We start from the raw sequence: 24,797 nt of genomic DNA, 5'->3' as shown, positions 1-24,797 counted from the left end.
TTGTCTTTGTTTGAATGACCTCATCATTCAATGGGCGCATCTATAAATCTATTTCCAGTTTTTTATCTTTATATGAATTGGTTTTATATATCCTGAGAGCAGTGCGCAGTGAACAGTGCTTTACCTTCTCGCTGGAGAAGATCGACGACAAACGCTGCTGGGGGCGACAGGTATGCCTCGCGACGCCGCACCAGACCAAAACTTCGGTTCATGGTGGTTTGCTTCAGGACGATTTCTTTCAAATTAGCCCCTGCGTGGCCTAGTTTGAGATTGTGTCGGGAAATGAAGCTGAGCAGTTTCGTGTGAGTGATCAAGCGTGGCATAGCGCTTAGGGAGTTGGTCTGAATGTGGATCTTGGGAAGATCCAAGTGGTGGTTGAAAAAGGTATTGTCCAACCAGCGCCGTGTTGCTACTGAAGGTGCTGGTAAGACCCAGCGACAGGAGCAAAGGTCAATCAGGGATACCTCCTTTTCCAATAGCGGGTGGTCGCCGCTGGCGACCACTACCACCTCATCCTCAAGTAACGCATGTGTCTCGAACACTTCAGAATCAATTGCAGATAACGGGCTGATCAGCAAGTCGACATGGCCGGTACGTAGAGAGTTGACCAGCAGATCATTTTGGCCGGTGATCAAATCCAGAGTCAGTTCAGGCGCCAGCTCAAGGAGTATTTCCACTAGGCGCGGCAGTAAAAACTCAGCAGCTGTCGGCCCGCAGCCAAGGCGTACAACACCTGCTGTTCCCTTGGCGAAACCCTGAATTTCTCGCTGCGTCTCTTCGACGCCTAAACGCAAATGTCGGGCCCGTAGCAGCAACAACTCACCTGCCGGAGTAAGACGCATGCGGCGGCCTTCGCGATTGAACAGAGCTGTATCGAGTGTAGTTTCAAGGCGCTGAATACTTTTCGAAAGAGCGGGCTGGGTCTTGTGCACGCGGTCTGCGGCGCGTACGAGACTTCCGTAGACGGCAACCATTTCGAAATAATAAAGATCTCGCAAATCCATAGTCACATCCAACCCGACAAAGAATCTCAGGGTAAACGAATATGGAGGGATCAATGCCCATCGTTTCTACTGCTCACAAAAGCCCGCACGTTCATCTGGCTGACTATTTGAGCAAAACCCAACCTGCCATCCCTCAGTCCCGTTGTTTATCCAACAGACCTAAAGACGACCGCTGTCGATTTTCACCAGTTTGCCATCAATGAATTTCAGATATTTATACGCGCCGTTATCTGGCCCATAAACCCAGTTTTCGACGGTGACTGACTTGGCCTTGATCTGGCCATTGCTCTCGGTCTGGGGAGGGATGATTTGTCTAGTGTTAGGTTCGCCGCATTTTTCCAGCACGACAAGGGTCAGATCGCCTTCGTCAATAATGCCGTTGCTGCAGCGCATTGATGCATGTGCTGAACTCAATGCCATTAAATAAACAAGCAAGCCCATTAGGCCGCTGCATAGCAATTTCAACATGTAAGGCTTTCTCAAATGATGGCGGAACCTGCATGTCATCAGCCTGAACCAAACCCACGTGCCATCAATGTGGCAAGCAGGGGAATGATCAGGAGTAGCAGCAACTCCAGGCGAATGATCATGGTTACCAGGAGTTTTTCCCGGCGGCTGATCACTGGCGCTTGTCCTGCCTTTAGGGTGTTACGCCAGTTCAGGTAGACGTAGGTGGGGTATGCCGAAAGCAGGCCGACCAGGATAAACAGCCCGACTTTGGTGTGGAACAGGCTGTTGGAAATATAGTATTGCCAGCCTTTGCCATACCAGATGACCCGTACCAAACCGGTCAGCAGGACCAGGCCTGCACAGACACCATAGGCCAGGTCGGTGATAACAAGGCGCCGCGCGCGTGCTACATCCAGCTCCTTGCTGAAGCTCACATGCTCGATGCTGAGCAGTGCGAACAAGCCAAAAATCGATAGGTAATGCAGGTAAGCCGCAATTGCCTCGCCCATGTTGTTTCCTTGCTGGTTATCAAGACTCTTCTGGAGTGTTATGCGTCAGTCCGTTGCGGTTTCGACCCGGTCGCGACCATTGTGCTTGGCTCGATAGAGTGCTCGGTCTGCACGTTTCATTGCATTGGCCCCGGTCTCGGCTTCGCCGATGAGCGTGCAGCCAATGCTGATAGTCAATGGTAGCTCTGCTTGCTCAAGGGTGAAGTGGCTGTCGCCAATTTTGCTGCGGATGCGTTCGGCTATGTGCTCCAGTTCACGCACGTCATTGACATGGGCCAGCACCACGAATTCTTCGCCGCCATTACGGGTGACAATGTCATTGGGGCGTACCGCGCTGGATATTCGCCGTGCGGTTTGCCACAGGACCTGATCACCGGCGTCATGACCGTGGGTGTCGTTGACTTGCTTGAACCGGTCGAGATCACAAAACAGTATGCCCAGGTGGGCGCCACGCTCTTGTGCGGTGCGTTGCTCATGGGCCAAAAAGTGCTCCAGGCCAGCGCGGTTCCACAGTTGGGTCAGTTGATCGAGCATGCCCTTGCGTTGTTCGCGGCTCAGGGCGTCGCGCAGTTGCTCGGTCTGGTGGCTGACGCGGCGCAATTTCAGGTAGCCCTCGGCCAGGGTCGCCATGTCCTTGAATAGCGCTTTTTCTCGCGGGCTGAGTTTTCGCGGTTGTGGATCAATCATGCACAGTGTGCCAAGCGCCTGGCCCTCTTCGGAGAACAGTGGCTGGCCGGCGTAAAAGCGCACATAGGGATTTTCGGTGACCAGTTCGTTATCGCGAAAACGCTGATCAACATGGGCGTCGTTGACGACGAAGGTGTCTGCGCTCTGGATCGCCTGGTCGCAGAAGGAGATGCTGCGCGGCGTCTCGGCCACATCTAGGCCCAGGCGCGACTTGAACCATTGGCGATCACGATCTATCAGGCTCACCAGTACTGTTTGCACGGAAAACAGGTCGCGTACCACGCGCACAATGGTGTCCAGGTAGGGATCGGCCGGCGTGTCCAGCAACTCCTGGTCGTCGAGGGCTGCTTGGCGTTGTGTTTCATTTTCAGGCAGTTTGAGACTTAGCATAATGAGGTTGCTCGCTTCGGTATTTCACCAACTGTCATGCCGGTTCATAAGATAAGCATAGGCGCCAAGGCTGATACCGCGTAACGCCATGAAGCCAAGAAATGCGAGCCACAGGCCGTGATTGCCCAATCCTTGCAGCAGCCAGCCCAATGGCAGGCTTATAGAGACCGCAATGAGCATGGCGTTACGCATCTCCCTGGCTCGGGTAGCGCCAATAAAAAGACCGTCCAGCACATAGCTCCAGACCGCAATCAACGGCAAGAGTGCCAGGTAGGGCAAATAGATGTGGGCAATGTCACGCACGGGTTCAATATTGGTTTGCAGCCTGATGAACCAGTCTCCTGCCAGGAAAAAGAACAAGGCAAACAGCAGGCTTGCGACTAACGACCAGCCGGTGGCAACGATCAAACTACGGCGCAGCGCCTTACGATCCCTGGCGCCCAACGCATGGCCACAGAGCGCCTCGACGGCATGGGCCAGGCCATCCAGTGCATGGGCGGTGAGCAGCAGGCCGTTCAAGAGCAAGGCATTGGCGGCGACTGTTGCATCGCCCAGGCGCGTGCCCTGCACCGTGACCAGGAAAAATACCAGCTGTAGTCCGAGGGTGCGGATGAATATGTCGCGGTTGACGGCCAGCAATGGCCGCCAGCTTGTCCAGCGGCGCAGCACTGGCCAGTTGATCTCACCCACATAAGGGCGCAGGGCCTTGCGTGCCAGCCACAGGCCGAGCAGGGCACCAGTCCATTCCGCGACGACCGAGGCCCATGCCGCGCCACTGACGCCCCATTGCAGGCCCAGAACCAAGAACAGGTCGAGCCCGACATTCAGTATGTTGGTGGTCAGTAGTATCGCCAGTGGGCCGCGTGCGTTCTGGGTGCCCAGTAGCCAGCCAATCAGGGCATAGGTCGCCAGCGCTGCTGGCAGGCCAAACAGGCGGATATGGAAGTAGTCGAGAGCCAGTTGATTGAGTTCAGCCGAGGGTTGCATCAAGCTCAAGGCGAGTCGACTGAAAGGCACGGCAAGGGCAATCAGCAGTACCGCGAGCGTACAAGCCAGTAGCAAGCCCTGGCAGAGTACCTGGCGCAATGCCCCACCGTCTTGCCGACCAGAGGCCTGGGCGGCAAAACCTGTGGTGCCCATGCGTAGAAAACCCATGGCCCAGGTCAGCAGGGTATATAAGGTTCCGCCTACCGCCACTGCAGCCAGTTGATAGGCGTGGGGCAGATGACCAACCACTGCGCTGTCGACCAGGGCGACCATTGGGACCGAGACATTCGACAGGATCATGGGGGCAGCCAGGGCCCATACGCGTTTATGGGTTGGGCGGTGACGCCATGCTTCGGTTAAGTACTGGATCAAGTTAGCTGCGCCTGACTGCAAATCAAACAAGCATGGCAGGCTGTAACACAAAGATAAATATTGCTGGGCTGATCGGACCAGGCATCTGCCTCGCTTGTTGCTCGATATCCCGCTCAAGGTTTTGCATGCGCAGGTTAATCGACAAGGCTGGATCGAATACGCTGGCAACTCATTGTCCAGAAAGGATTTACGGCTCCTGAATCGGACGAAACCTACTTGTGCCTAACTTTTGATTAGCTCCACAATCAAGCATGGCAACCGACTTGCCATCATTGCGCTGTTGTCATACAACTATTGGGTTATGATGTATACATATTGACCCACAGGCCCGAAGAGTCATGCTCAATCAAAACAATCAGCAGCTTCCCCGTCGTAAGCATCGCAGCCTTGCCCAGGAGCTTGTCGCTGAGCTTTCGCAGCGCATTCGCGATGGCGAGATCAAGCGCGGTGAAAAGCTGCCGACCGAGTCGGCGATCATGGCGGCGCAGGGGGTAAGTCGCACGGTTGTTCGCGAGGCGCTGTCGCGGCTGCAAGCCTCGGGTCTGGTTGAGACGCGCCACGGTATCGGTACATTCGTCATCGATGTGCCCACCGCCAATGGATTTCGGATTGACCCAGCCACCATTGTCACCCTGCGCGATGTACTCAATATCCTGGAGCTGCGCATCAGCCTGGAAGTCGAGTCAGCCGGTTTGGCGGCCCAGCGCCGTAGCCCGGAGCAATTGTTGGCGATGCGGGCCGCACTGGATGCGTTGAAAGACAGCGTGGCTCACGCCAGTGATGCCGTCGCATCCGATTTCCAGTTTCACGTTGCCATTTCAGAGGCCACGGGTAACCGCTATTTCACCGACATCATGAGCCACATGGGCACCAATATCATTCCGCGTACGCGGGTGAACTCGGCGACCTTGGCCCATGATGACAAAGGCTTGTACATGGCTCGCCTTGAGCGTGAGCATGAGCAGATATTCGAGGCCATCGAGCGCCAGGATGCTGAGGCTGCACGAGCGGCGATGCGCCTGCACCTGACCAACAGCCGCGAGCGTTTGCGTCAGGCTCATGAGCAAGCTGAAAGCGAAGCCCAGCAGACGACTGCGATCTAGTCAGCGGTGAGTCAGTTGCCAGGAGCTTGATCATGGCGAGCCACAAGCCAGCCGGTTCCTCCAGCACGCCAACCCTGATTGATGTTGCGCGAGTTGCGGGTGTCTCGCCCATCACCGTGTCGCGTGCGCTGGGACGGCCCGAAGTGGTTGCCGATAAAACCCGCCGCCGGGTGCTCGAAGCTGTGCGTGCCACCGGATATGTTCCCAATCTTGCTGCTGGCTCACTGGCTTCGAGCCGAAGCCGTCTGGTGGCGATCATGCTGCCGACCATCGCCAATTCGATTTTCTCCGACACAGTGCAAGCGCTCACCGAGCGCCTGGCCGAGGCGGGTTATCAAACCTTGCTTGGTCTGACCGGCTACGAAGCCGAGCAGGAAGAGGCATTGCTCAGTGCGTTGTTGGGGCGTCGGCCAGACGGGATCGTTCTAACGGGCACCGAGCACACGCTGGAGAGCCGACAACGTCTGGCGCGAGTCGGGATTCCGCTGGTGGAGGCCTGGGATCTATGCGATCAGCCGCTGGACATGCTGGTGGGCTTTTCCCATGAGGCTGTTGGCCAGGCCGTGGCGGATTACCTGCTGAACAAAGGCTATAGACGCGTCTCGGTCATCACACTCGACGACCCGCGAGGCATCAGGCGTAGCGAAAGCCTGGCCCAGGCGCTTGCGCAGCAGGGTGTTGCCGCTGTGGCGATTGAACGTTTAGTTGCACCAGCAACGCTGGCAACCGGACGCGAAGGGTTGAGCCGTCTGCTGGTCCAGGATAAAGCGGGTGAAGTGGTGGTTTGCAGCTCCGATACCATTGCCCAGGGCGTGTTGGCGGAGGCTGCCAGTCGGCAAATCGCAGTGCCGTCAGAGTTGGCGGTGATGGGCTTTGGTGATTTATCCAGCGCGGCGCACACTCATCCAGCACTCTCAACGGTGCGTGTTGATGGCCTGCGTATCGGCCGGTCGATTGCCGAGGCACTGCTGGCGCGGTTTGCCGATCCATCTTTAGCGCGCAAGCCCTTGCGTCTCGACACGGGTTTCGAGGTGATCGAAAGGGGCACTACATAATTTTTTTTGGCTGTTGAATGATTGCGCAATCATTTTAGAATCAAAGGGGCTGTGTTTTTTCCATGTCCTGTGATTCGGCTCCAATACCGGGTCACGGACGCTATTTGATTCGCCAAGGTGGAGACTCCAATGAACCAACAGCCTGCTATGACTTGCGCAGACGAAGACCGTATCGCCTGGCTCCGTATACGTTCCGTGGCGTTGCCGCTGGCTAACCCGATCAGTGATGCCAAGGTCCTGACCGGACGGCAAAAGCCCATGACTGAAATTGCCATTCTGATTGCTGAAATCCAGACCCGTGATGGTCATCAAGGCATGGGGTTCAGCTACTCCAAGCGCGCCGGTGGACCTGGCCAGTTTGCCCACGCGCTGGAAATCGCGCCAAACCTGATTGGTGAAAACCCCAGTGATATCGCCAAGCTCTGGGACAAGCTGTGCTGGGCGGGTGCCTCGGTTGGACGCAGTGGCCTGGCGACGCAGGCCATTGGGGCCTTTGACGTGGCGCTCTGGGACCTCAAGGCGCGCCGCTCGGGCCTGTCGCTGGCGCGTTTGCTCGGCGCCCAGCGGGACTCGGTACGTTGCTACAACACCTCCGGCGGGTTTCTGCATACCCCTCTGGAGCAATTGCTGAAAAACACGGATGTCTCCCGTGAACAGGGCATTGGTGGAATCAAGCTTAAGGTCGGCCAGCCCGATGCCGCGCTGGATCTGCATCGGGTGGCTACGGTGCGCAAGCACCTGGGGGAGTCCTTCCCGTTGATGGTCGACGCCAACCAGCAATGGGATCGCACCACCGCGCGGCGCATGTGCCGCCGCCTGGAGGACTTCCAGTTGGTCTGGATCGAGGAGCCGCTCGATTGCTACGACGCCGAGGGTCATGCCGAGTTGGTGCGCCAGTTCGATACCCCGATTGCCACCGGTGAAATGCTTACCAGCCCAGCCGAACACTGGGAGTTTATTCGACAACGCGCAGCGGACTACCTGATGCCGGATGCGCCGCGTGTGGGTGGCATCACCCCGTATCTACGGGTGCAAACATTGGCCGAACAGGCGGGCATGACGCTGGCGCCGCACTTTGCCATGGAGTTGCATGTGCACTTGGCTGCAACCCATACGCGTGAACCTTGGGTGGAGCATTTCGAGTGGTTGGAGCCGCTGTTCGAGGAACGCCTGGAAACCCGCGACGGCCGCATGCTAGTGCCGACCCGTCCGGGGTTGGGCCTGACGCTAAGCGAGCAAGTAGCAGGTTGGACCGTGCAACAGGCCGAGGTCGGTCAGCGTCCCTGATCCTGCTCGTTGAGCACATGACTTTCCAGCTGCGCGGCGCTGAGCAGGGCTTGCCTGACCGCCGCGCAAGCTGGGTTGTCGTCGTCTTCGCGCCAGGCCAGATGCAGGGTGCTGTGCATGCCATCCGGCAAGTCTATGGGGCGAAAGCACAGGTTATCCTGGCGCAGGCGTGAGGCCCCCAGTGGCACCAGTGCCAGCCCCATGCCCGAGTTGACCAGGGTCAAGATTGTCAGGGTCGAGCTCAGTTCCTGCACCACCCTTGGCTGGATGTTATGGGTGCGGAGCAAGCCGTTGATCAACTCGTTGAAGGGTTGCCAGGACGACAGGATGAAGGGTTGGGCATCGAGGTCCCTGACTCGGACCAGCGTTTGGTTGGCCAGCGGATGCTGGCGTGGCACGGCGAGTACGAACGGCTCATGCAGCAGGCTGAGACTGCTAATGCCCGGCTGCATCACTGGCGTGCGTACAATGCCTATGTCAATGCGTCTCTCGCGCAGCGCTTCGATCTGCTCGAAGCTGGTCATCTCCTGCAGTTTCACCTCTATATCCGGCAGGCGTTCGCGTAAGTCGTTGAGCGCTCGCGGCAGCAAGCCATGGACCGCGTTGGCGACGAAATTCAAGGCTACCGAGCCCAGGTCACCAGCGGCGATTCTGCGCGCCCTTTGCGTAGCCTGTTCGGCACGCTCAAGCAGGCTGCTGGCCTCAATCAAAAAGGCGCGTCCCGCAGCGGTCAGGCAAACAGAGCGGGTGCTGCGCTTGAACAGGCTGACGCCAAGCTGATGCTCCAATAACCTGATCTGTCGGCTCAAGGGCGGCTGGGTCATATGCAGGCGTTCAGCTGCTCGCCGGAAGTTGAGTTCCGTGGCAACCATGGTGAAACAGCGCAGTTGGGCAAGTTCGAACATTGATTCAATTCGGGTATTAATGGAGTGGTTAATTAGAATAGACCTTGCCAATCCGTGCCGTCATGCTTCTTCTCAAGAATTTGCACAGCGAGATAGCGCGATGCATCCGGACATGAACGCCCAAGCCTCAAGCGGCCGAGCTCAATTGCGTTCAAACAAGCCGTCCGTGGATCGCGCCCAGGCCTGTATCAACGCCCAGGCAATAAAAAAGGCCAGCTACAAGAGCTGGCCTTTCAAGGTTAAGCATCCATCAGGTGCGGATGATTTCGTTGATCATGCTCTTCTTTGGGCGAATCGCGCTGACCAGTTGCCAGATTACAAAGGCCAGCGCCAAACCGAGGAAGGTTGCCGAAATCGGGTTGGTGAGGAAGGTGCCGAAGTTGCCATCGGACATCATCAGGCCACGGCGCAGATTGGTTTCGGCCATTGGTCCAAGAATGAAGCCGATGATAAACGGCGCCGGTGGAATACCCGCTTTGACGAAGGCGTAGCCCAGTACGCCAAATACCAGGATCGACCAAACGTCGAACAGGCGGCTGCTGAGGCCGAATGCACCGACCACGCACAAAACCAGGATGATCGGCAGCAAGATGTGCTTGGGGATCTCCAGCAGCTTGATAAAGATGCGCAAGCCATAGAATTCCATGAACAGCATCAGTACGGTCGATACCAGCAAGGCGGCGAAGATGGTGTAGACCAGCGGACCTTGGGTGATGAACAGCAACGGGCCGGGCTGGATGCCGTGAATCAAAAAGCCGCCAAGCAAAATCGCGGTTACCGTATCGCCCGGGATACCCAGGGTCATCAGGGGCAGCATGGCACCGCCGATACCGGCATTGTTAGCGGTTTCACTGGCAACCACACCGCCCATGTTGCCCTTGCCGTAGCTGTCTGGATCTTTCGCGCGTTTCTTCGAAATGATGTAGGCCAGCAGGTTAGAGGTGCCAGCCCCGATGCCTGGTAGAATCCCGACACCCAGGCCGATCAGGCCGGAGCGCGTTGCGTTGGGTACCTGCTCGCGAAACTCGCGCATCGAGAAGCCGAAGCCCTTGATGTTCTTCATGCTGACCGGTTCAGCCTTGGCTTCCACAGGGCGGCGTCCGCGCTCGGCCACCTTGATGATCTCGGCCACTGCGAACATGCCGATCATCACTGTGAGCATGGCGAAGCCGCCATTGAGTTCGGCGAAGTCGAAGGTAAAGCGGCGAATCGCTTCAACCGGGGCAATCCCCACGGTGGAAACGGCAAAGCCCAGCGCTCCGGCGAACAAGCCCTTGACCATCGAGCCGGCGGAGAGCGTGGCAATCAGGGTCAATGAGAATACGGCGATGGAGAAGTATTCCTGCGGGCCAAAGCGCAGGGCGAACTTGGCCAACTGCGGTGCCAGGAACATCAGGGCGATGATGCTGAAGATGGTGCCCAGAAAGGAGAAGACAATACCGACTCCCAGCGCTTTAACGCCTTCGCCTTTCTCCATCATCGGGCCACCGTCGAACACAGTGGCAATGGAGGAGGGGGTTCCCGGAATCTTCAAGAGAATGGCCGATATCAAGCCGCCGGACGTGGCGCCGATAAACAGGGATACCAGCAGTGACAAGCCGGCGTGCGGGCCCATGGTGAAGGTCAGTGGCAGGCACAGGGCTACCGCCATTGTGGCTGACAAACCAGGCACTGCGCCAAAGACGATGCCGACGGCGACACCAATGACCATCAGCAGCATGATATGGATTGAAAAAACAGCACCGAAGCCTTGCTGCAATAAGTCGAGCATGGTCGATTCTCCTAGAAGCCAAACAGGCCGGATGGCAGCATCAGGTCAAAGGCCTCACGGAACAGGGTGTACACCACTGCAGAGGTGATCAGTGCAATCAGCACATAGACCAGGTGGTTGACCTTCTGGTTGACGGGGGTGAGCACGATGAACTGCAGGTAGAGGTAAATCGTGGTCATGATCGGAAAGCCGACCGTTTTCAATAGAGCGATGTAAGCGACGATCAACGCCAGGGTTTTGACAACTGCCTTGGCGTCTAGCGGCTCGCCGGCGGCTTCGTCTGGTGTGCTTGCCGCTTGCACGGCCTGTGGCATTTTTACCGCCGCCAGCATATGCAATGCGCCAAGCATGCACAGTAGGGCCGAGAGCAGGTAAGGGACGAAGGTCGCGTCGATACCGCTATGGTGGGGCAACTGGGTCGTCATCAGCAGGTAGCCAATGCCGACAGCCAGCATGCAGCCGGCAATGGCCAGTTCAGTTTTCTTGTTTGTAGCCATCATTTAACCTCTGGTGATGGTCGCTTGGCGCGTGCCGGTCAGCAGACCGGCCCGACCTTTACATCATTTGGACTGGCGCAGGGCGTCCTTGTACTGCATGAAGTCTTCGCGGGTCTTTTTCAGGGTCGCGATGGCTTCTTCGGTGTTGTAGTAGGCAACAGGTTGCTTGAAAGATTTCTTCAGCTCTTCTGCGTACTCAGGGTTTTCAGTGATCTGCTTCATGATGTCGGCCATCTTTTTCACGATTGCCGGATCAGTACCCTTTGGAAAGGCAACCACGTAAGGCTTGTCGATAGTGAAGTCGACACCTTGTTCCTTGAAGGTCTTAACGTCGCCCAGCAGCGCGTTACGCTCGGCGTTTGGCTGGCCCAGCGCAACCATCTGGCCGCCTTTGATGTAGTCCTGTACCGAGCCATAGCTGATCGCGCCCAGGTCCATGCGTCCACCCAGCAGGGCAACCACTTTCTCGGACACTGTGCCGGCGTCGATCATTTTCAGTTTTACACCGGCCAGCTGTTCAAACATCAAGCCCTGGATGTGCGAGAAACTGCCGATCTCGGTGCCGTAGGCGATGGTGTTTGGGTTGGCCTTGGCTTTTTCGATCAGGTCTTTGAGGCTTTTCACGCCGGCTTGTTCGCTGGCAACAAAGATGGCGCCTTTGTCCACGCCTGCGATGCAGGAGATATCGAAGGCGTCGTAGCTGTCTTTGGACAGGCCAGCCACTTCGTTGACGATCAACTGACCGGTGTGGGTGAACAGTATGGTGTTGCCATCCGGCGCTGCGCCTTTGACCTGTTCGGCAGCCAGGGTGCCACCGCCGCCAGCGACGTTGGTCACGACCATGTTCTTGCCGGTGATTTCGCTGAAGTACTTGGCCATCATGCGGGCGTTGAAGTCAGTGTCGCCGCCAGGGTTGGCGATTACCACCACTTGCACCGGGCGTGTCGGCCAATTGGCTGCATCAGCTGCAAAGGAACTGGCTGGGCCGCTTAATACGCCCATGGCGATCATTGCAGACATTAGGGAGGCACGGATTGTTTTTTTCATTGGAATTCTCCGGGTGGTTGTAAATAGGCGCGCCTTAACGGGTGCGGCCCAAGCTTGGACGTTTCGGGTCGTACTGCCAGCCCGCCACGAGGTACTGCATGGCCATGGCATCGTCACGTGCGCCGGTGGCGACGCGCTTATAGAGTTCATGGGCGCTGTGTATACGATCCAGGTCGGGTTCGATACCGAGGCCCGGACGTTGTGGTACCTGAACCTTGCCGCCGATGATTTGCAGCGGTTCGCGGGTCAGTCGTTCCTGGCCTTCCTGCCAGATCCAGTGGGTGTCGATGGCCGTGATGCGCCCGGGTACGGCGGCGGCAACATGGGTAAACATGGCCAGCGATACGTCAAAGTGGTTATTGGAGTGCGAGCCCCAGGTCAGGCCGAACTCGGCGCACACCTGGCCAAGGCGGACGGCGCCCTGCATGGTCCAGAAGTGTGGGTCGGCCAACGGGATGTCCACCGCTTCAAGGCGCAGTGAGTGCCCCATCTGACGCCAGTCGGTGGCGATCATGTTGGTGGCAGTCGCAATGCCGGTTGCGCGCTTGAACTCGGCCATGACTTCCCGGCCGGAGTAACCATTCTCCGGGCCGCAGGGGTCTTCGGCGTAAGCCAGCAGATGGTTTTGACCCTTGCACAGGGCAATGGCTTCATCCAGCGACCAGGCACCGTTCGGATCAAGTGTGACGCGGGCCTGCGCGAAGCGCGACTTGATGGCGGCAACGGCAGCCATTTCTTCGCTGCCGTGCATGACGCCACCCTTGAGCTTGAAGTCGCTGAAGCCGTAACGGGCGGCGGCAGACTCAGCCTGGTCGGCAATGGCTTGCGGGGTCATCGCAACGCTGTGCCGGTGTTTGTACCAGTCATCACCCGTGCCTTTTACATAGGGCAGGTCGGTTTTATTGCTGTCACCGATATAAAACAGATACGCCAGCATCGGTACGCTGTCGCGCTGCTGGCCTGCGCCAAGCAATTCAGCGACTGGAACCTTGAGGTACTGGCCAAGCAAATCGAGCAGGGCCGCTTCAACCGCCGTGATGACGTTATCCAGGCGCAGGTTGATCTCGTGGGGCTGGCGCAGTACGGCGGCTTCAGCTTCCGAGGTGACCTGGTGAGCGATGGTTTGAGGGCCGTCAGCCTTGCCTGACAGGGCCTGTTGCAGGCTGCGCAGCACACGGTTATAGGCGCCGATTGGCTGGCCTTCGACCAGGGGGCGGATACGCTCCAGTGCCTGGCGAATACCTTCACCGCCCGGCACTTCGCCGATGCCCATGTTGCCGGCGTTGTCCTTGAGCAGCACCAGGTTACGCGTGAAGTAGGGCGCATGGGCTCCGCAAAGGTTAAGCAGCATGCTGTCCTGGCCGGCAACGGGGATCACCTGCATGCTCATTACGCTGGGGGTTTGGTGCTGGCTCATTGCAGCGTCCCCCTTGGGCGATTGATCCCTTGGCGAGACGTTTCCAGGCGCCCCCTCAAAGAGGGTGTGTCCTGAGAATGCTTTGGAATCGAAGGCATAGATTGATTCTCGTATTTGTTTTTATTGGTGTAGTTATGCGTCGTCGTACGACATGGCGAATTTGTACCAACCACAAGCTTGGCTGTCAACGACCATCTGTTCGCAAATGATGCAAGGCAACTTCTGGCTGCGCTATTTTGTGGCGCTTATGCCTATTGCAGACGGCTGCATGCCCAAAACCTGTTGCGCTAGACTTAAGTCGAATGAAAAGGAGTGTTCTTTTTTATAGTTGTACGATAACGTATCACTTCAGCCGAGGCTGCCAAACATACTCAACATCCAGGGTGTTCACATAATGAATCCACAAGAACTGAAGTCCATCCTCTCTTCCGGTCTGCTGTCCTTCCCGGTGACCGACTTCGATGCTGCCGGCAATTTCCGCGCCGATACCTATGCCCGTCGCCTTGAATGGCTGTCTCCCTATGGCGCCAGCGCACTGTTTGCGGCGGGCGGCACTGGCGAATTTTTCTCCTTGGCGCCTGATGAGTATTCATCGGTCATCAAGACTGCAGTCGATACCTGCGATGGTGGCGTGCCGATCCTTGCCGGTGTAGGCGGCCCAACGCGCCTGGCCATTCAATACGCACAAGAAGCCGAGCGCCTGGGCGCCAAGGGCTTGTTGCTGCTGCCGCACTACCTGACTGAAGCCAGCCAGGAAGGCGTTGCCGCGCACGTTGAACAGGTGTGCAAGTCGGTGAAAATCGGCGTGGTGGTGTACAACCGCAACGTTTGCCGCCTTAACGCCACGCTGCTTGAACAACTGGCCGAGCGCTGCCCGAACCTGATCGGCTACAAGGATGGCCTGGGTGATATCGAGTTGATGGTGTCGATCCGTCGCCGCCTGGGTGATCGTTTCAGCTACCTCGGCGGCTTGCCGACTGCAGAGGTCTACGCCGCTGCCTATAAAGCCTTGGGCGTGCCGGTTTATTCCTCGGCGGTGTTCAACTTTATTCCGAAAACCGCGATGGATTTCTACCACGCCATTGCCCGTGACGATCACGCCACCGTTGGCAAGATCATCGATGACTTCTTCCTGCCTTACCTGGAGATTCGCAACCGCCGTGCCGGTTATGCGGTCAGCATCGTCAAGGCTGGTGCCAAGATCGCAGGCTACGACGCCGGTCCGGTTCGCGCGCCGCTGACTGACCTGCTGCCGGAAGAATACGAGCAACTCGCCGAACTGATGGCCAAGCAAGGCGCGCAGTAATTCATCTAGAACCCTTGGCGCGACTTGCCTCAAGGGCTCGCTAAACATTCAACGCGCCGTGGCGTGCTGCGGCCTGTTACCAGGAGGCTCTTGTGGCTGAGACAAAACGCTTTGAAAACTTCATCGGCGGCGAGTGGGTGGCTGGCGCTACTTATTCGGTTAACCGTAACCCCTCTGATCTGAGTGATGTGATCGGCGAATTCGCTCAGGCTGACGCCGCTCAGGTCGAGCAGGCAATTGCTGCTGCACGTGCTGCGTTTCCTGCCTGGTCGACCTCCGGAATCCAGGCGCGCAGTGACTCGCTGGATAAAGTAGGTAGCGAAATTCTTGCACGCCGCGCAGAACTTGGCGAATTGCTGGCCCGTGAAGAAGGCAAGACATTGCCTGAAGCCATTGGCGAAGTGACTCGCGCTGGCAACATCTTCAAGTACTTCGCTGGCGAATGCCTGCGCCAGTCCGGTGAAGTACTGGACTCGGTGCGCCCAGGCGTGTCGGTCGAGGTGACCCGTGAAGGGCTGGGCGTGGTTGGCTTGATCACTCCTTGGAACTTCCCCATCGCAATCCCGGCCTGGAAAATCGCTCCGGCCCTGGCCTACGGCAACTGCGTCGTGATCAAGCCAGCTGACCTGGTGCCGGGCTGCGCCTGGGCAATCGCCGAAATCATTTCCCGTGCGGGCTTCCCGGCGGGCGTGTTCAATCTGGTGATGGGCAGCGGCCGTGTGGTCGGTGATGTGATAGTCAACAGCCCGAAAGTGGATGGCATCAGCTTTACCGGTTCCGTGGGTGTTGGTCGCAGCATCGCCGCAGCCTGTGTTGCGCGTCAGGCCAAGGTGCAGTTGGAGATGGGCGGCAAGAACCCGCAAATCATCCTCGACGACGCCGACCTGAATGTTGCAGTTGAACTGGCGGTACAGAGCGCATTCTACTCAACGGGCCAGCGCTGCACGGCCTCGAGCCGCTTGATTGTGACGGCGGGCATCTACGATAAGTTTATCGAAGCCATGGCCGCACGCATGAAGTCGATCAAGGTTGGCAACGCCCTGGAAAAAGGCGTGGATATTGGCCCGGTGGTCTCTGAGTCGCAGCTCAATCAAGACTTGAGCTACATCGAGATTGGCAAGGCTGAAGGTGCGCGTCTGGTCTGTGGTGGCGAGCGCGTCTCTTGCGAAAAAGAGGGCTATTACCTGGCGCCAACCCTGTTTGCCGACTCCACGGCTGACATGCGTATCAGCCGCGAAGAGATCTTTGGCCCGGTTGCCAACGTGATTCGCGTGGCTGACTACGAGGAAGCGCTGGCGATGGCCAATGACACCGAGTTCGGCCTGTCGGCAGGTATTTGCACCACCTCGCTGAAGTACGCCAATCACTTCAAGCGCCACGCTCAGGCGGGCATGGTCATGCTCAACCTGCCAACTGCCGGTGTTGATTACCACGTACCATTTGGTGGTCGTAAAGGCTCTTCCTATGGCTCGCGGGAGCAAGGTCGTTACGCCCAGGAGTTCTACACCACCGTCAAGACAACCTATATCGGCTGATACTTGAAAGATGTACGGCACCTCCTCGCAGGCGGGGAGGTGCCGTCGAGTGATACAGCAGCATATGCAAGCCCTTCATAAGAATAATTTGGGTAAACAGCTATGAACACATCAAGCAATGGCCAGGCCTTCGCCGGCGCGCCAATGATTACCGAATTGACTGTCGTGCCAGTTGCTGGCCAAGACAGTATGTTGATGAACCTGTCTGGGGCCCACGGCCCGTATTTCACCCGCAACATCCTTATTCTCAAAGACAACGCCGGTCATATTGGCGTTGGCGAAGTACCGGGCGGCGAGTCTATCCGCCAGACCCTCGAAGATGCGCGCACCCTGCTGGTTGGCCAATCGATTGGCGATTACAACGGCATTCTCAATCGCGTGCGCAAGACCTTTGCCGATCGCGACTCGGGCGGCCGTGGCTTGCAGACTTTCGACCTGCGCATCACCATCCATGCCGTGACGGCGCTTGAAGCCGCTTTGCTCGATCTGCTCGGCCAGCACCTTGGCGTGCCTGTTGCCGCCTTGCTCGGTGAAGGCCAGCAGCGCGATGCCGTGGAAATGCTCGGCTACCTGTTCTACGTCGGCGACAAACAGCAGACTGACCTGGAATACCGCGATGAGTCCAATGCCGACGATGCCTGGTTCCGGGTACGTAACCAATGCGCAATGACTCCCGAAACCGTGGTGCGCCAGGCCGAGGCTGCCTACCAGCGCTACGGCTTCAAGGACTTCAAACTCAAGGGTGGCGTATTGCAGGGCGCCGCCGAAGTCGAGGCCATTCGCGCTTTGGCCGAACGCTTCCCGGATGCCCGCGTGACCCTCGATCCAAACGGCGCCTGGTCGCTGAACGAAGCGGTGTCACTGTGCCGTGATCTGCACGGTGTACTGGCTTACGCTGAAGACCCATGTGGCGCTGAAAATGGCTATTCCGGCCGTGAAGTCATGGCTGAATTCCGCCGCGCCACTGGCCTGCCAACAGCCACCAACATGATTGCCACCGACTGGCGCCAGATGGGCCACACCATCTCCCTGCAGTCGGTGGATATCCCGCTGGCCGACCCGCACTTCTGGACCATGGCCGGTTCCGTTCGTGTCGCCCAGATGTGCAACGAGTGGGGCCTGACCTGGGGCTCGCATTCCAATAACCACTTCGACATCTCGCTGGCCATGTTTACCCATGTGGCTGCCGCCGCGCCGGGCAAAGTCACGGCCATCGATACCCATTGGATTTGGCAGGATGGTCAACACCTGACCCGCAACCCGCTGAAAATCGAAGGCGGCCTGGTGCAGGTTCCCAAGGCGCCTGGCATGGGTGTTGAGCTGGATTGGGATGCGCTGGCCAAGGCTCACGAGCTGTACAAGGCCAAGGGCTTGGGCTCGCGTGATGATGCGATTGCCATGCAGTTCTTGATTCCGAACTGGAAGTTCGACAACAAGAAGCCTTGCATGGTGCGCTAAACCGCGTGCAACTCACGCCAGTTCAACACTGGCGTGATCCTCAATCTTTGTTGAGTCAGCCAGATGTCCGCAGTCAAACAAGGCCGGGTGCGCTACAGCGTCCTGCTTATGCTGTTTCTCGCCACCACGGTGACCTTTGCCGATCGTTCAAGCCTGTCGATCGCCGGTTCCGCGATGCAGGCTGAGTTGGGTATTGATGCGCTGACACTTGGCTACATCTTCTCGGCATTCGGTTGGGCTTACGTTATCGGCCAGATTCCAGGTGGCTGGCTGCTTGATCGCTTTGGCGCCAAGCGCGTCTATGGGATCACTTTATTTTGTTGGTCAGTCTTTACCCTGCTGCAAGGCATTGCTGGCGTGTTGCCGCTGGCTTGGGCGGTGGTGACTTTATTTCTTTTGCGCATGGCGGTTGGTTTTGCCGGTGCGCCTTGTTTTCCCGGAAACGCACGCATTATTGCAGCCTGGTTTCCCACTGCTGAACGCGGCACTGCCACTGCTATTTCAAGTTCGGCGCAGTACGCCGCGACGGCTGTTTTTGCGCCGCTGATGGGCTGGGTGGTGCAGGCGATGGGTTGGCAGCATGTGTTCGTGGTGCTGGGCAGCCTTGGCCTGGTGTTGTGCCTGGTGTGGCTGAGTGTCATGTTCGGCCCCCGTGAGCATCCGCGGATTGGCGAGGCGGAGTTCCGTCATATCGAGAAGGGTGGTGCCTTGCTTGATCTTGCCCCGCGTCCAGCTGGTGCTGCCGGCTTGCAAGGGCGCTACCTCAAGTTATTGCTGACCCAGCGGACCTTGATCGGGGTGTATTTTGGTCAGTATTGCAATAACGCGATCACCTATTTCTTTCTGACCTGGTTCCCGGTGTATCTGGTGCAAGCCCGTGGCATGACCATTCTTACCGCTGGCTTTGTTACTTCATTACCGGCCATAAGTGGCTTTGTTGGTGGCGTACTGGGCGGGTTGTTCTCCGATGGTCTGCTGCGCCGGGGCTACTCATTGACCCTGGCGCGTAAATTGCCGATTGTCAGCGGTATGTTGCTGTCGAGTTGCATCGTTCTATGCCTCTACGCACAAAGCGATGCCGCCGTTGTCGCGCTGATGGCTTTGGCGTTTTTCGGCAAGGGCTTTGGCTCGCTGGGCTGGACGCTGGTGGCAGATACCTCGCCCCGGCAGATCATTGGTTTGTCCGGCGGCCTGTTTAATACCTTCGGCAATCTCGCGGCGATCACCACACCAATTGTGGTTGGCTACCTGGTCAGCCGCACCGGTTCATTTGACGCCGCGCTGATTTATGTCGGCGCAAACGCTTTGCTGGCGGTGATCAGTTATTTGTTCATCGTTGGTCGTATTCACAGGATCGAGTTGGGCGAAGAGACTGGACCAGGCGCCAATAGCGCTTTGCTTGGCCCCGCCACTTCTAACTCCGCATCCTGATCCTTATGTCACAGGAGAGCATGTCCATGCAGTTGATTCCCCATCAGGATTCGCCGCGCTACATCCGTCTGCACCCGGCCGATAACGTCGGCGTGGTGGTCAACGAGCAAGGTGTGGCAGCGGGCGGTCGCTTTGACGACGGCCTGGAAGCGGTTGAAGGTATTCCGCAAAGCCATAAGGTCGCACTGCAAGATATTGCCCTCGACGGCGAAGTGGTGCGTTATGGCGAGGTGATCGGCTACGCCCTGGAACCCATTGCCGCCGGGCGCTGGGTGACCGAAGCGCAATTGCGCATGCCCGAGCCGCCTGCCTTGGATAACTTGCCGAAAGCGACGATTCCGGCTGCCAGGGTTGAGCCGTTGGAAGGTTACAGCTTCGAAGGTTTCCGCAACCCGGACGGCACGGTTGGTACGCGCAATATTCTCGGTGTGACCACCACTGTGCAGTGCGTGGTTGGCGTGCTGGACCATTGTGTCGAGCGGGTGCGCAAAGAGCTGCTGCCCAACTACCCCTATGTCGATGATGTGGTCGCGCTGTCGCACAGCTATGGCTGCGGCGTGGCGATCAATGCGCCCGATGCCGTGGTGCCGATTCGCACGCTGTACAACATCAGTCGCAACCCTAACCTGGGCGGTCAGGCGCTGGTTATCAGCCTCGGTTGCGAGAAGCTGCAGGCCAGCCAGTTGATGGATGGCGATGCGCTGACCAATGGCATGGACGAAGAGGACTGGCTGTTCCGTCTGCAGGATTCGGGCACCGGTTTCAGCGGCATGATCGAACAGATCATGCAGATGATCGATGCGCGCCTGCAGGTGCTGAACCTGCGTCGCCGTGAAACCGTACCGGCCAGTGAGCTGTCGGTCGGCATGCAATGTGGTGGCAGCGATGCATTCTCGGGCATCACCGCCAACCCGGCGCTGGGCGTCGCCGCTGACTTGCTGGTTCGTGCCGGGGCGACCGTGATGTTCTCGGAAAATACCGAGGTGCGCGATGGCATCCATTTGCTGACCCCGCGTGCGGCGTCGGTCGAAGTGGCTGATGCCTTAATCCGTGAAATGGATTGGTACGACAAGTACCTGCAGCGCGGCATGGCCGATCGCAGCGCCAACACCACGCCGGGCAACAAGAAAGGCGGGCTCAACAATATTGTCGAGAAAGCCATGGGCTCGATCGCCAAATCCGGCTCCAGCACCATTGCCGGTGTGGTTTCGCCGGGTGAGCGGATTCGCGGCAAAGGCTTGTGGTTCTGCGCGACACCCGCCAGTGACTTTATCTGCGGCACCTTGCAAATAGCCGCGGGCATGAACCTGCATATCTTTACCACCGGGCGCGGCACGCCCTATGGCTTGTCCATGGTGCCGGTAATCAAGGTGGCGACGCGCACTCAGCTTGCTGAGCGCTGGCCGGACCTGATTGACGTGGATGCCGGGCAAATCACCTCCGGGCGCATGACGCTTGAAGAAATGGGCTGGGCGATTTTCCAGCTGTATCTGGATGTCGCCAGCGGCAAGTCGCAGACCTGGGCTGAACGTCATCGGCTGCATAACGATCTGGTGTTGTTCAACCCGGCCCCGGTGACCTGAGTTTGGTTTCGCCGGGCCTGTTGTCGCGCGATACGGCTTGTCTTGCTGCGCGTTGAATATGGCAAGACGCGTTGCCAACCAACCCATTGTGGAGATTACCGTGCTGCACGAAAAACTGATTCGCGACATTGAGCAGGTGGTCGGCCCGGCCGGGCTTATAACCGACGCCGAGCGCATGCAGAGCTACCTCAGTGACTGGCGCAATGCATACAGCGGCAAGGCGGCGATGGTGGTGCGCCCGGCGAGCACCGAAGAGGTCGCGGCGGTCGTGCGCTTGTGCCATCAGGCGGCTGTGGCGGTTGTCCCCCAAGGCGGCAATACCGGCTTGTGCGGCGGTTCGATCCCTGACCAGAGTGGCGCCCAAGTGGTGTTGTCGCTGACCCGGATGAACGCGATCCGGGCGGTCGATACCGGCAATGAAACCATCACGGTCGAGGCCGGAGTCATTTTGCAGAACCTGCAAGAGGCCGCTGCCGAAGTCGGACGCTTGTTCCCGCTGTCACTGGGTGCCGAAGGCAGCTGTACGGTAGGCGGAATCCTGGCGACCAATGCTGGCGGCACCGCTGTTTTGCGTTATGGCAACATGCGTGACCTGACCCTCGGGCTTGAGGTGGTATTGCCCGACGGGCAAATCTGGAATGGCTTGCGTGGCTTGCGCAAGGACAACACCGGCTACGACCTCAAGCACCTGTTCATCGGCGCCGAAGGCACCTTGGGCATCATCACTGCGGCGGTGCTCAAGCTCTATCCGGCGCCGCGCAGTACCACTACGGCCTGGGTGGCGCTGCCAAGCACGGAGGCGGCCATCGAGCTGATCGCCCTGATGCGCGGCCAGTGCGGTGATCGCCTGACCGGCTTCGAGATGATGTCACGCCAGAGCGTCGAGTTTGTGGTCAACCATGTTGCTGGCTGCAATGACTTGTTTGCCCAGGTTTATCCTTGGTATGTGTTGATTGAAGTCAGCGATACCCTTGCCGATGCCGGGTTGGCGCAAATGCTTGAAACTGCGCTGGCGGATGCCTTCGAGCGGGAGATTGTGCTCGACGCAGTGATCGCCAGCAACGAGACGCAAGTGGCCGGTTTGTGGGCGATCCGCGAAGGGATTTCCGAGGCGCAAAATCACGAAGGTCCGAGTCTCAAGCACGACATCAGTGTTCCGGTGAGCAGTATTCCTGCATTTATCGAGGCGGCTGACCAACGTCTGCTTGAGGTCTTTCCCGGTGTGCGTATTGTGGCTTACGGTCATGTGGGCGACGGCAATCTGCACTACAACATCAGCAAGCCCGTTGGTAGCGAGGATGCACCCTTCAAGGCGCAGGCCGAGGCGATCATGCAGGTTATCTATGATGCGACGCTGCAATTCAGTGGCAGCATCAGCGCCGAGCATGGCCTGGGCCAGTCCAAGCGCGAGGCGGCGGTGCGCTACAAAGATCCGCTTGAGCTCCAACTGATGCAGGCCATCAAAACCACGCTTGACCCTGCTGGGTTGATGAACCCCGGCAAGGTGCTCTGAAACGCATACAGACAACTAAGGAACCCCATGAGCAAGATTCTCCAGATTGGCCCCTTAAGTGAAAATTTCAACCAGGCACTGGCCGCTGAACACCAGGTAACAGCACTCTGGCAGCAGGCCGACCCACAGGCATTTCTGCGTGAGCAGGGCGCACAGTTCGAGCTGGTCGCGACCTCGGCGCGCTTCGGCCTCAGCGCCGGGCAAATGGAACTGTTGCCTTCGCTCAAGGCCATTTGCAGCTTTGGCGTTGGCTATGATGCTATCGCGGTGGAGCAGGCTCGCGACCGAGGTATTCCTGTCAGCACCACGCCTGATGTGCTCACCGATTGTGTGGCCGACCTGGCCATGGGCATGCTCATTGATATCGCCCGTCGCATCGCTGAATCAGACCGTTTCGTGCGTTCGGGCGACTGGGAAAAACGTGGGTTTCCCCTGGCCATGCGCGTGAGCGGCATGCGCATGGGCATTGTCGGTTTCGGCAGTATCGGCCAGGCAATTGCCCGCCGTGCTGGCGGTTTCGACATGCCGGTGCGCTACCACAGCCGTCGTCCGGTGGCGGATAGTCCTTACACCCATGAAGCCGACTTGCAGGAACTGGCGCGCTGGGCGGATTTTCTGGTCCTGGCATGCCCAGGTGGCGATGCAACCCGTAACCTGATCAACGCGCCGGTGCTCAAGGCCTTGGGGCACAAAGGTTATTTGATCAATATTGCCCGCGGTTCAGTGGTCGATGAGCCGGCGCTGATCGATGCCCTGCAACAGCATGTGATTGCCGGTGCGGCCCTTGACGTATTTGCCCATGAGCCCAAGGTGCCACAGGCCTTGCGTGAGATGAACAACGTCTTGCTGCTGCCCCATGTCGGCAGCGCAACAGTGCAGACCCGGCAACAGATGGAAGACCTGCTCACAGCCAATATCAAGGCTTTCGTCGAGTCAGGAAAGTTGCTGACGCCGCTTTGACTCGCAAGCGCTGAGGTCAGTCTTTAGACCTCAGCGCTGACCGAGGCTTAAGCCTGCTCTGGCAGTTTAGCCACGACTTTGATCTCGAACTGGAAACCATAGAGCCAGGTCACGCCCACGCAGGTGATATTGGGAAAGGGCGCATCACCCCAGAATTCAGGCACCACCTGCCAGATTCGTTCGAACTGTTTTTCGGGGTCGACGATAAACACCGTCACATCAACCACATCATCAAAGCTGCAATCAGCGGCTTGCAGAACCCCATTGAGATTGGTGAATGCCAGCCTCACCTGATCTTCCAGGTTCGGTTCGGGTGAGCCGTCTTCCTTGCTGCCCACCTGGCCGGATACAAATAGAAAACCGTTGGAACGAATCGCTGGCGAGTAACGGTTGCGTTCGTACAAGGCCTGGCGGCCAGCTGGAAAAACTACATCGCGCTTGTTCATGGTCCGTCTCCTTAATCGGCCTCGTTTGGCCCGTAATTAACTTGAAAACGACTTTATGGGCTTGTGCTCGGGCGATAAACCGGCAACCTTGTTCATCACTGTTTGTAGAAACCAAACAATCAACAAGGCTGGATGCTATGGACCGTTTTGATGCGATGCAGGCGTTTGCCCGGGTGGTGGAAACGGGCAGCTTTACCAAGGCGGCTGAAACCTTGCACATGAGCAAGACCACCGTGAGCCAGCTGATCCAGCAACTTGAGGCGCGCCTGAGGGTCAGGCTGCTCAACCGCACCACCCGCAAGGTTGCGCTGACCGCCGATGGCGCGGTCTTCTACGAGCGGGCGGTCAAGCTGCTCAATGATATGGATGATGCCGAAACCAGCCTGTCTGCAGCGGCGTCATTGCCCCGTGGGCGCTTGCGGGTGGATGTGCCGAGCCCCTTTGCCCGCCTGATATTGATCCCGGCCTTGCCTGACTTCCATGCCCAGTACCCGGATATCCAGATTGATATGGGCGTCAGCGACCGCATTGTCGATATCCTGGGTGAGCATGTTGATTGCGTGGTGCGCGGCGGCGAGATAACCGACCAGTCACTGATAGCCAGGCGCATTGGCGACCTGCAATTGGGCATCTACGCCGCGCCGAGCTATTTGCACCGCCTTGGCACGCCAACGCACCCGCGAGAACTTGAAGATTCTACCCAGCGTACGGTTGGCTTTATTTGGGCGCGCACCGGCAAAGCGTTGGCCTATACCCTCACACGTGGAGATGAACGCCAGCATGTTCTGGGACGCCATGTCTTGGCGGTGGATGATGGCAATGCCTATCTCGCTGCCGGGCTCGCTGGACTGGGCGTACTGTGGTTGCCGGACTACATGGCCAGGGATCATGTAGCCGCTGGCGAGTTGGTGCCTTTGTTTCAGGACTGGCAGCTCGAACCCATGCCGATGTATGTCGCATTCCCGCCTAACCGGCACATCAGCATCAAGTTGCGGGTGTTCATCGACTGGGTGGCTGGGCTGATGCAGCAGCACGCGCCGTTGATCGAGCGTGGGGGTAATACAGGTTGATGCCGGTCATCATT

General features: G+C 58.1%; 22 protein-coding genes. 11 read left to right on the top strand and 11 right to left on the bottom strand.

Translation table 11 applies throughout. The annotated features are described in order from the left end of the window. Positions 1–83: 83 nt before the first annotated feature. The 5 genes from CHB79_RS10055 to CHB79_RS10035 all read right to left on the bottom strand — a co-directional run bounded on the left by CHB79_RS10055 (position 84) and on the right by CHB79_RS10035 (position 4,396). Positions 84–1,004 (bottom strand): LysR family transcriptional regulator, encoded by a 921-nt coding sequence (locus CHB79_RS10055; protein WP_089359757.1) that lies wholly within the window; start codon positions 1,002–1,004, stop codon positions 84–86. Positions 1,005–1,163: 159 nt separating this feature from the next. Further along, a complete protein-coding gene (locus tag CHB79_RS10050) occupies positions 1,164–1,472 on the bottom strand; it encodes a DUF2845 domain-containing protein (protein ID WP_010488228.1) in 309 nt (102 codons plus the stop codon). A gap of 38 nt (positions 1,473–1,510) precedes the next feature. Then, a complete protein-coding gene (locus tag CHB79_RS10045; RefSeq protein ID WP_089359756.1) occupies positions 1,511–1,963 on the bottom strand; it encodes a DUF2214 family protein in 453 nt (150 codons plus the stop codon). 45 nt (positions 1,964–2,008) lie between these two features. Further along, positions 2,009–3,040, bottom strand: a complete 1,032-nt coding sequence (locus CHB79_RS10040; RefSeq protein ID WP_010488224.1) for a sensor domain-containing diguanylate cyclase — start codon at positions 3,038–3,040, stop codon at positions 2,009–2,011. A gap of 24 nt (positions 3,041–3,064) precedes the next feature. Further along, the gene (locus tag CHB79_RS10035) at positions 3,065–4,396 is read right to left on the bottom strand and encodes an MATE family efflux transporter (protein ID WP_089359969.1); all 1,332 of its coding nucleotides are present in this window, start codon (positions 4,394–4,396) and stop codon (positions 3,065–3,067) included. 341 nt (positions 4,397–4,737) lie between these two features. On the opposite strand from CHB79_RS10035, the gene CHB79_RS10030 reads away from it, so the two are divergent. The 3 genes from CHB79_RS10030 to CHB79_RS10020 all read left to right on the top strand — a co-directional run bounded on the left by CHB79_RS10030 (position 4,738) and on the right by CHB79_RS10020 (position 7,844). Beyond that, entirely contained in the window at positions 4,738–5,502 is a 765-nt protein-coding gene (locus CHB79_RS10030) for a FadR/GntR family transcriptional regulator (RefSeq protein ID WP_010488222.1), read from the top strand. Positions 5,503–5,534: 32 nt separating this feature from the next. After that, a complete protein-coding gene (locus tag CHB79_RS10025) occupies positions 5,535–6,557 on the top strand; it encodes a LacI family DNA-binding transcriptional regulator (RefSeq protein ID WP_089359755.1) in 1,023 nt (340 codons plus the stop codon). A 129-nt stretch (positions 6,558–6,686) separates the two neighbouring features. Beyond that, positions 6,687–7,844 carry an L-talarate/galactarate dehydratase gene (locus CHB79_RS10020; protein WP_089359754.1) on the top strand — a complete coding sequence of 386 codons (1,158 nt, stop codon included), beginning with the start codon at positions 6,687–6,689 and terminating at the stop codon, positions 7,842–7,844. On the opposite strand, the gene CHB79_RS10015 is transcribed toward CHB79_RS10020, so the two are convergent. From CHB79_RS10015 to CHB79_RS09995, 5 genes are all read right to left on the bottom strand, one after another. Continuing rightward, a complete protein-coding gene (locus tag CHB79_RS10015) occupies positions 7,832–8,749 on the bottom strand; it encodes a LysR family transcriptional regulator (protein ID WP_089359753.1) in 918 nt (305 codons plus the stop codon). The genes CHB79_RS10020 and CHB79_RS10015 overlap by 13 nt on opposite strands. Before the next feature lie 250 nt (positions 8,750–8,999). Beyond that, positions 9,000–10,520 (bottom strand): tripartite tricarboxylate transporter permease, encoded by a 1,521-nt coding sequence (locus CHB79_RS10010; protein WP_010488217.1) that lies wholly within the window; start codon positions 10,518–10,520, stop codon positions 9,000–9,002. Positions 10,521–10,531: 11 nt separating this feature from the next. Next, positions 10,532–11,017 (bottom strand): tripartite tricarboxylate transporter TctB family protein, encoded by a 486-nt coding sequence (locus CHB79_RS10005; protein ID WP_089359968.1) that lies wholly within the window; start codon positions 11,015–11,017, stop codon positions 10,532–10,534. A gap of 63 nt (positions 11,018–11,080) precedes the next feature. Next, entirely contained in the window at positions 11,081–12,064 is a 984-nt protein-coding gene (locus CHB79_RS10000) for a tripartite tricarboxylate transporter substrate binding protein (RefSeq protein WP_010488213.1), read from the bottom strand. Between the two features lie 34 nt (positions 12,065–12,098). Then, positions 12,099–13,481 carry an enolase C-terminal domain-like protein gene (locus CHB79_RS09995; protein ID WP_089359752.1) on the bottom strand — a complete coding sequence of 461 codons (1,383 nt, stop codon included), beginning with the start codon at positions 13,479–13,481 and terminating at the stop codon, positions 12,099–12,101. Positions 13,482–13,875: 394 nt separating this feature from the next. Here CHB79_RS09995 and kdgD point away from each other — a divergent pair, with 394 nt between their 5' ends. From kdgD to CHB79_RS09960, 7 genes are all read left to right on the top strand, one after another. Beyond that, positions 13,876–14,787 carry a 5-dehydro-4-deoxyglucarate dehydratase gene (gene kdgD / locus CHB79_RS09990; protein WP_089359751.1) on the top strand — a complete coding sequence of 304 codons (912 nt, stop codon included), beginning with the start codon at positions 13,876–13,878 and terminating at the stop codon, positions 14,785–14,787. 92 nt (positions 14,788–14,879) lie between these two features. Further along, positions 14,880–16,322, top strand: coding sequence for an aldehyde dehydrogenase family protein (locus CHB79_RS09985; protein ID WP_089359750.1), 1,443 nt, complete (start codon positions 14,880–14,882; stop codon positions 16,320–16,322). 102 nt (positions 16,323–16,424) lie between these two features. Then, complete coding sequence (gene gudD, locus CHB79_RS09980; RefSeq protein WP_089359749.1) at positions 16,425–17,780, top strand: glucarate dehydratase; 1,356 nt, start codon at positions 16,425–16,427, stop codon at positions 17,778–17,780. Between the two features lie 63 nt (positions 17,781–17,843). Next, positions 17,844–19,211: an MFS transporter gene (locus tag CHB79_RS09975; protein ID WP_089359748.1), complete on the top strand. Its 1,368-nt coding sequence runs from the start codon at positions 17,844–17,846 to the stop codon at positions 19,209–19,211. A 26-nt stretch (positions 19,212–19,237) separates the two neighbouring features. After that, positions 19,238–20,794: a galactarate dehydratase gene (gene garD / locus CHB79_RS09970; RefSeq protein ID WP_089359747.1), complete on the top strand. Its 1,557-nt coding sequence runs from the start codon at positions 19,238–19,240 to the stop codon at positions 20,792–20,794. A gap of 103 nt (positions 20,795–20,897) precedes the next feature. After that, the gene (locus CHB79_RS09965) at positions 20,898–22,307 is read left to right on the top strand and encodes an FAD-binding oxidoreductase (protein ID WP_425439595.1); all 1,410 of its coding nucleotides are present in this window, start codon (positions 20,898–20,900) and stop codon (positions 22,305–22,307) included. A gap of 27 nt (positions 22,308–22,334) precedes the next feature. Next, positions 22,335–23,267: a 2-hydroxyacid dehydrogenase gene (locus tag CHB79_RS09960; RefSeq protein WP_089359746.1), complete on the top strand. Its 933-nt coding sequence runs from the start codon at positions 22,335–22,337 to the stop codon at positions 23,265–23,267. Between the two features lie 47 nt (positions 23,268–23,314). On the opposite strand, the gene CHB79_RS09955 is transcribed toward CHB79_RS09960, so the two are convergent. Beyond that, positions 23,315–23,713, bottom strand: coding sequence for a RidA family protein (locus CHB79_RS09955; protein WP_089359745.1), 399 nt, complete (start codon positions 23,711–23,713; stop codon positions 23,315–23,317). Positions 23,714–23,850: 137 nt separating this feature from the next. Between CHB79_RS09955 and CHB79_RS09950 the strand changes: the two genes are divergently transcribed. Next, on the top strand, positions 23,851–24,783 hold the full coding sequence (locus CHB79_RS09950; protein WP_089359744.1) for a LysR family transcriptional regulator: 933 nt from the start codon (positions 23,851–23,853) through the stop codon (positions 24,781–24,783). Positions 24,784–24,797: the final 14 nt, after the last annotated feature.

It is taken from the genome of Pseudomonas segetis (assembly GCF_900188155.1).
In the GTDB taxonomy this organism is placed as follows: Bacteria; Pseudomonadota; Gammaproteobacteria; order Pseudomonadales; family Pseudomonadaceae; genus Aquipseudomonas; species Aquipseudomonas segetis.
The sequence above is the reverse complement of the archived record's forward strand: the minus strand, read 5'-3'. Positions and strand labels throughout refer to the sequence as shown.

Coding starts and splice junctions, on each gene's coding strand:
- CHB79_RS10055 (WP_089359757.1), bottom strand. CDS start 1,004: ATGGATTTGCGAGATCTTTATTATTTCGAAATGGTTGCCGTCTACGGA.
- CHB79_RS10050 (WP_010488228.1), bottom strand. CDS start 1,472: ATGTTGAAATTGCTATGCAGCGGCCTAATGGGCTTGCTTGTTTATTTA.
- CHB79_RS10045 (WP_089359756.1), bottom strand. CDS start 1,963: ATGGGCGAGGCAATTGCGGCTTACCTGCATTACCTATCGATTTTTGGC.
- CHB79_RS10040 (WP_010488224.1), bottom strand. CDS start 3,040: ATGCTAAGTCTCAAACTGCCTGAAAATGAAACACAACGCCAAGCAGCC.
- CHB79_RS10030 (WP_010488222.1), top strand. CDS start 4,738: ATGCTCAATCAAAACAATCAGCAGCTTCCCCGTCGTAAGCATCGCAGC.
- CHB79_RS10025 (WP_089359755.1), top strand. CDS start 5,535: ATGGCGAGCCACAAGCCAGCCGGTTCCTCCAGCACGCCAACCCTGATT.
- CHB79_RS10020 (WP_089359754.1), top strand. CDS start 6,687: ATGAACCAACAGCCTGCTATGACTTGCGCAGACGAAGACCGTATCGCC.
- CHB79_RS10015 (WP_089359753.1), bottom strand. CDS start 8,749: ATGTTCGAACTTGCCCAACTGCGCTGTTTCACCATGGTTGCCACGGAA.
- CHB79_RS10010 (WP_010488217.1), bottom strand. CDS start 10,520: ATGCTCGACTTATTGCAGCAAGGCTTCGGTGCTGTTTTTTCAATCCAT.
- CHB79_RS10005 (WP_089359968.1), bottom strand. CDS start 11,017: ATGGCTACAAACAAGAAAACTGAACTGGCCATTGCCGGCTGCATGCTG.
- CHB79_RS10000 (WP_010488213.1), bottom strand. CDS start 12,064: ATGAAAAAAACAATCCGTGCCTCCCTAATGTCTGCAATGATCGCCATG.
- CHB79_RS09995 (WP_089359752.1), bottom strand. CDS start 13,481: ATGAGCCAGCACCAAACCCCCAGCGTAATGAGCATGCAGGTGATCCCC.
- kdgD (WP_089359751.1), top strand. CDS start 13,876: ATGAATCCACAAGAACTGAAGTCCATCCTCTCTTCCGGTCTGCTGTCC.
- gudD (WP_089359749.1), top strand. CDS start 16,425: ATGAACACATCAAGCAATGGCCAGGCCTTCGCCGGCGCGCCAATGATT.
- CHB79_RS09975 (WP_089359748.1), top strand. CDS start 17,844: ATGTCCGCAGTCAAACAAGGCCGGGTGCGCTACAGCGTCCTGCTTATG.
- garD (WP_089359747.1), top strand. CDS start 19,238: ATGCAGTTGATTCCCCATCAGGATTCGCCGCGCTACATCCGTCTGCAC.
- CHB79_RS09960 (WP_089359746.1), top strand. CDS start 22,335: ATGAGCAAGATTCTCCAGATTGGCCCCTTAAGTGAAAATTTCAACCAG.
- CHB79_RS09955 (WP_089359745.1), bottom strand. CDS start 23,713: ATGAACAAGCGCGATGTAGTTTTTCCAGCTGGCCGCCAGGCCTTGTAC.
- CHB79_RS09950 (WP_089359744.1), top strand. CDS start 23,851: ATGGACCGTTTTGATGCGATGCAGGCGTTTGCCCGGGTGGTGGAAACG.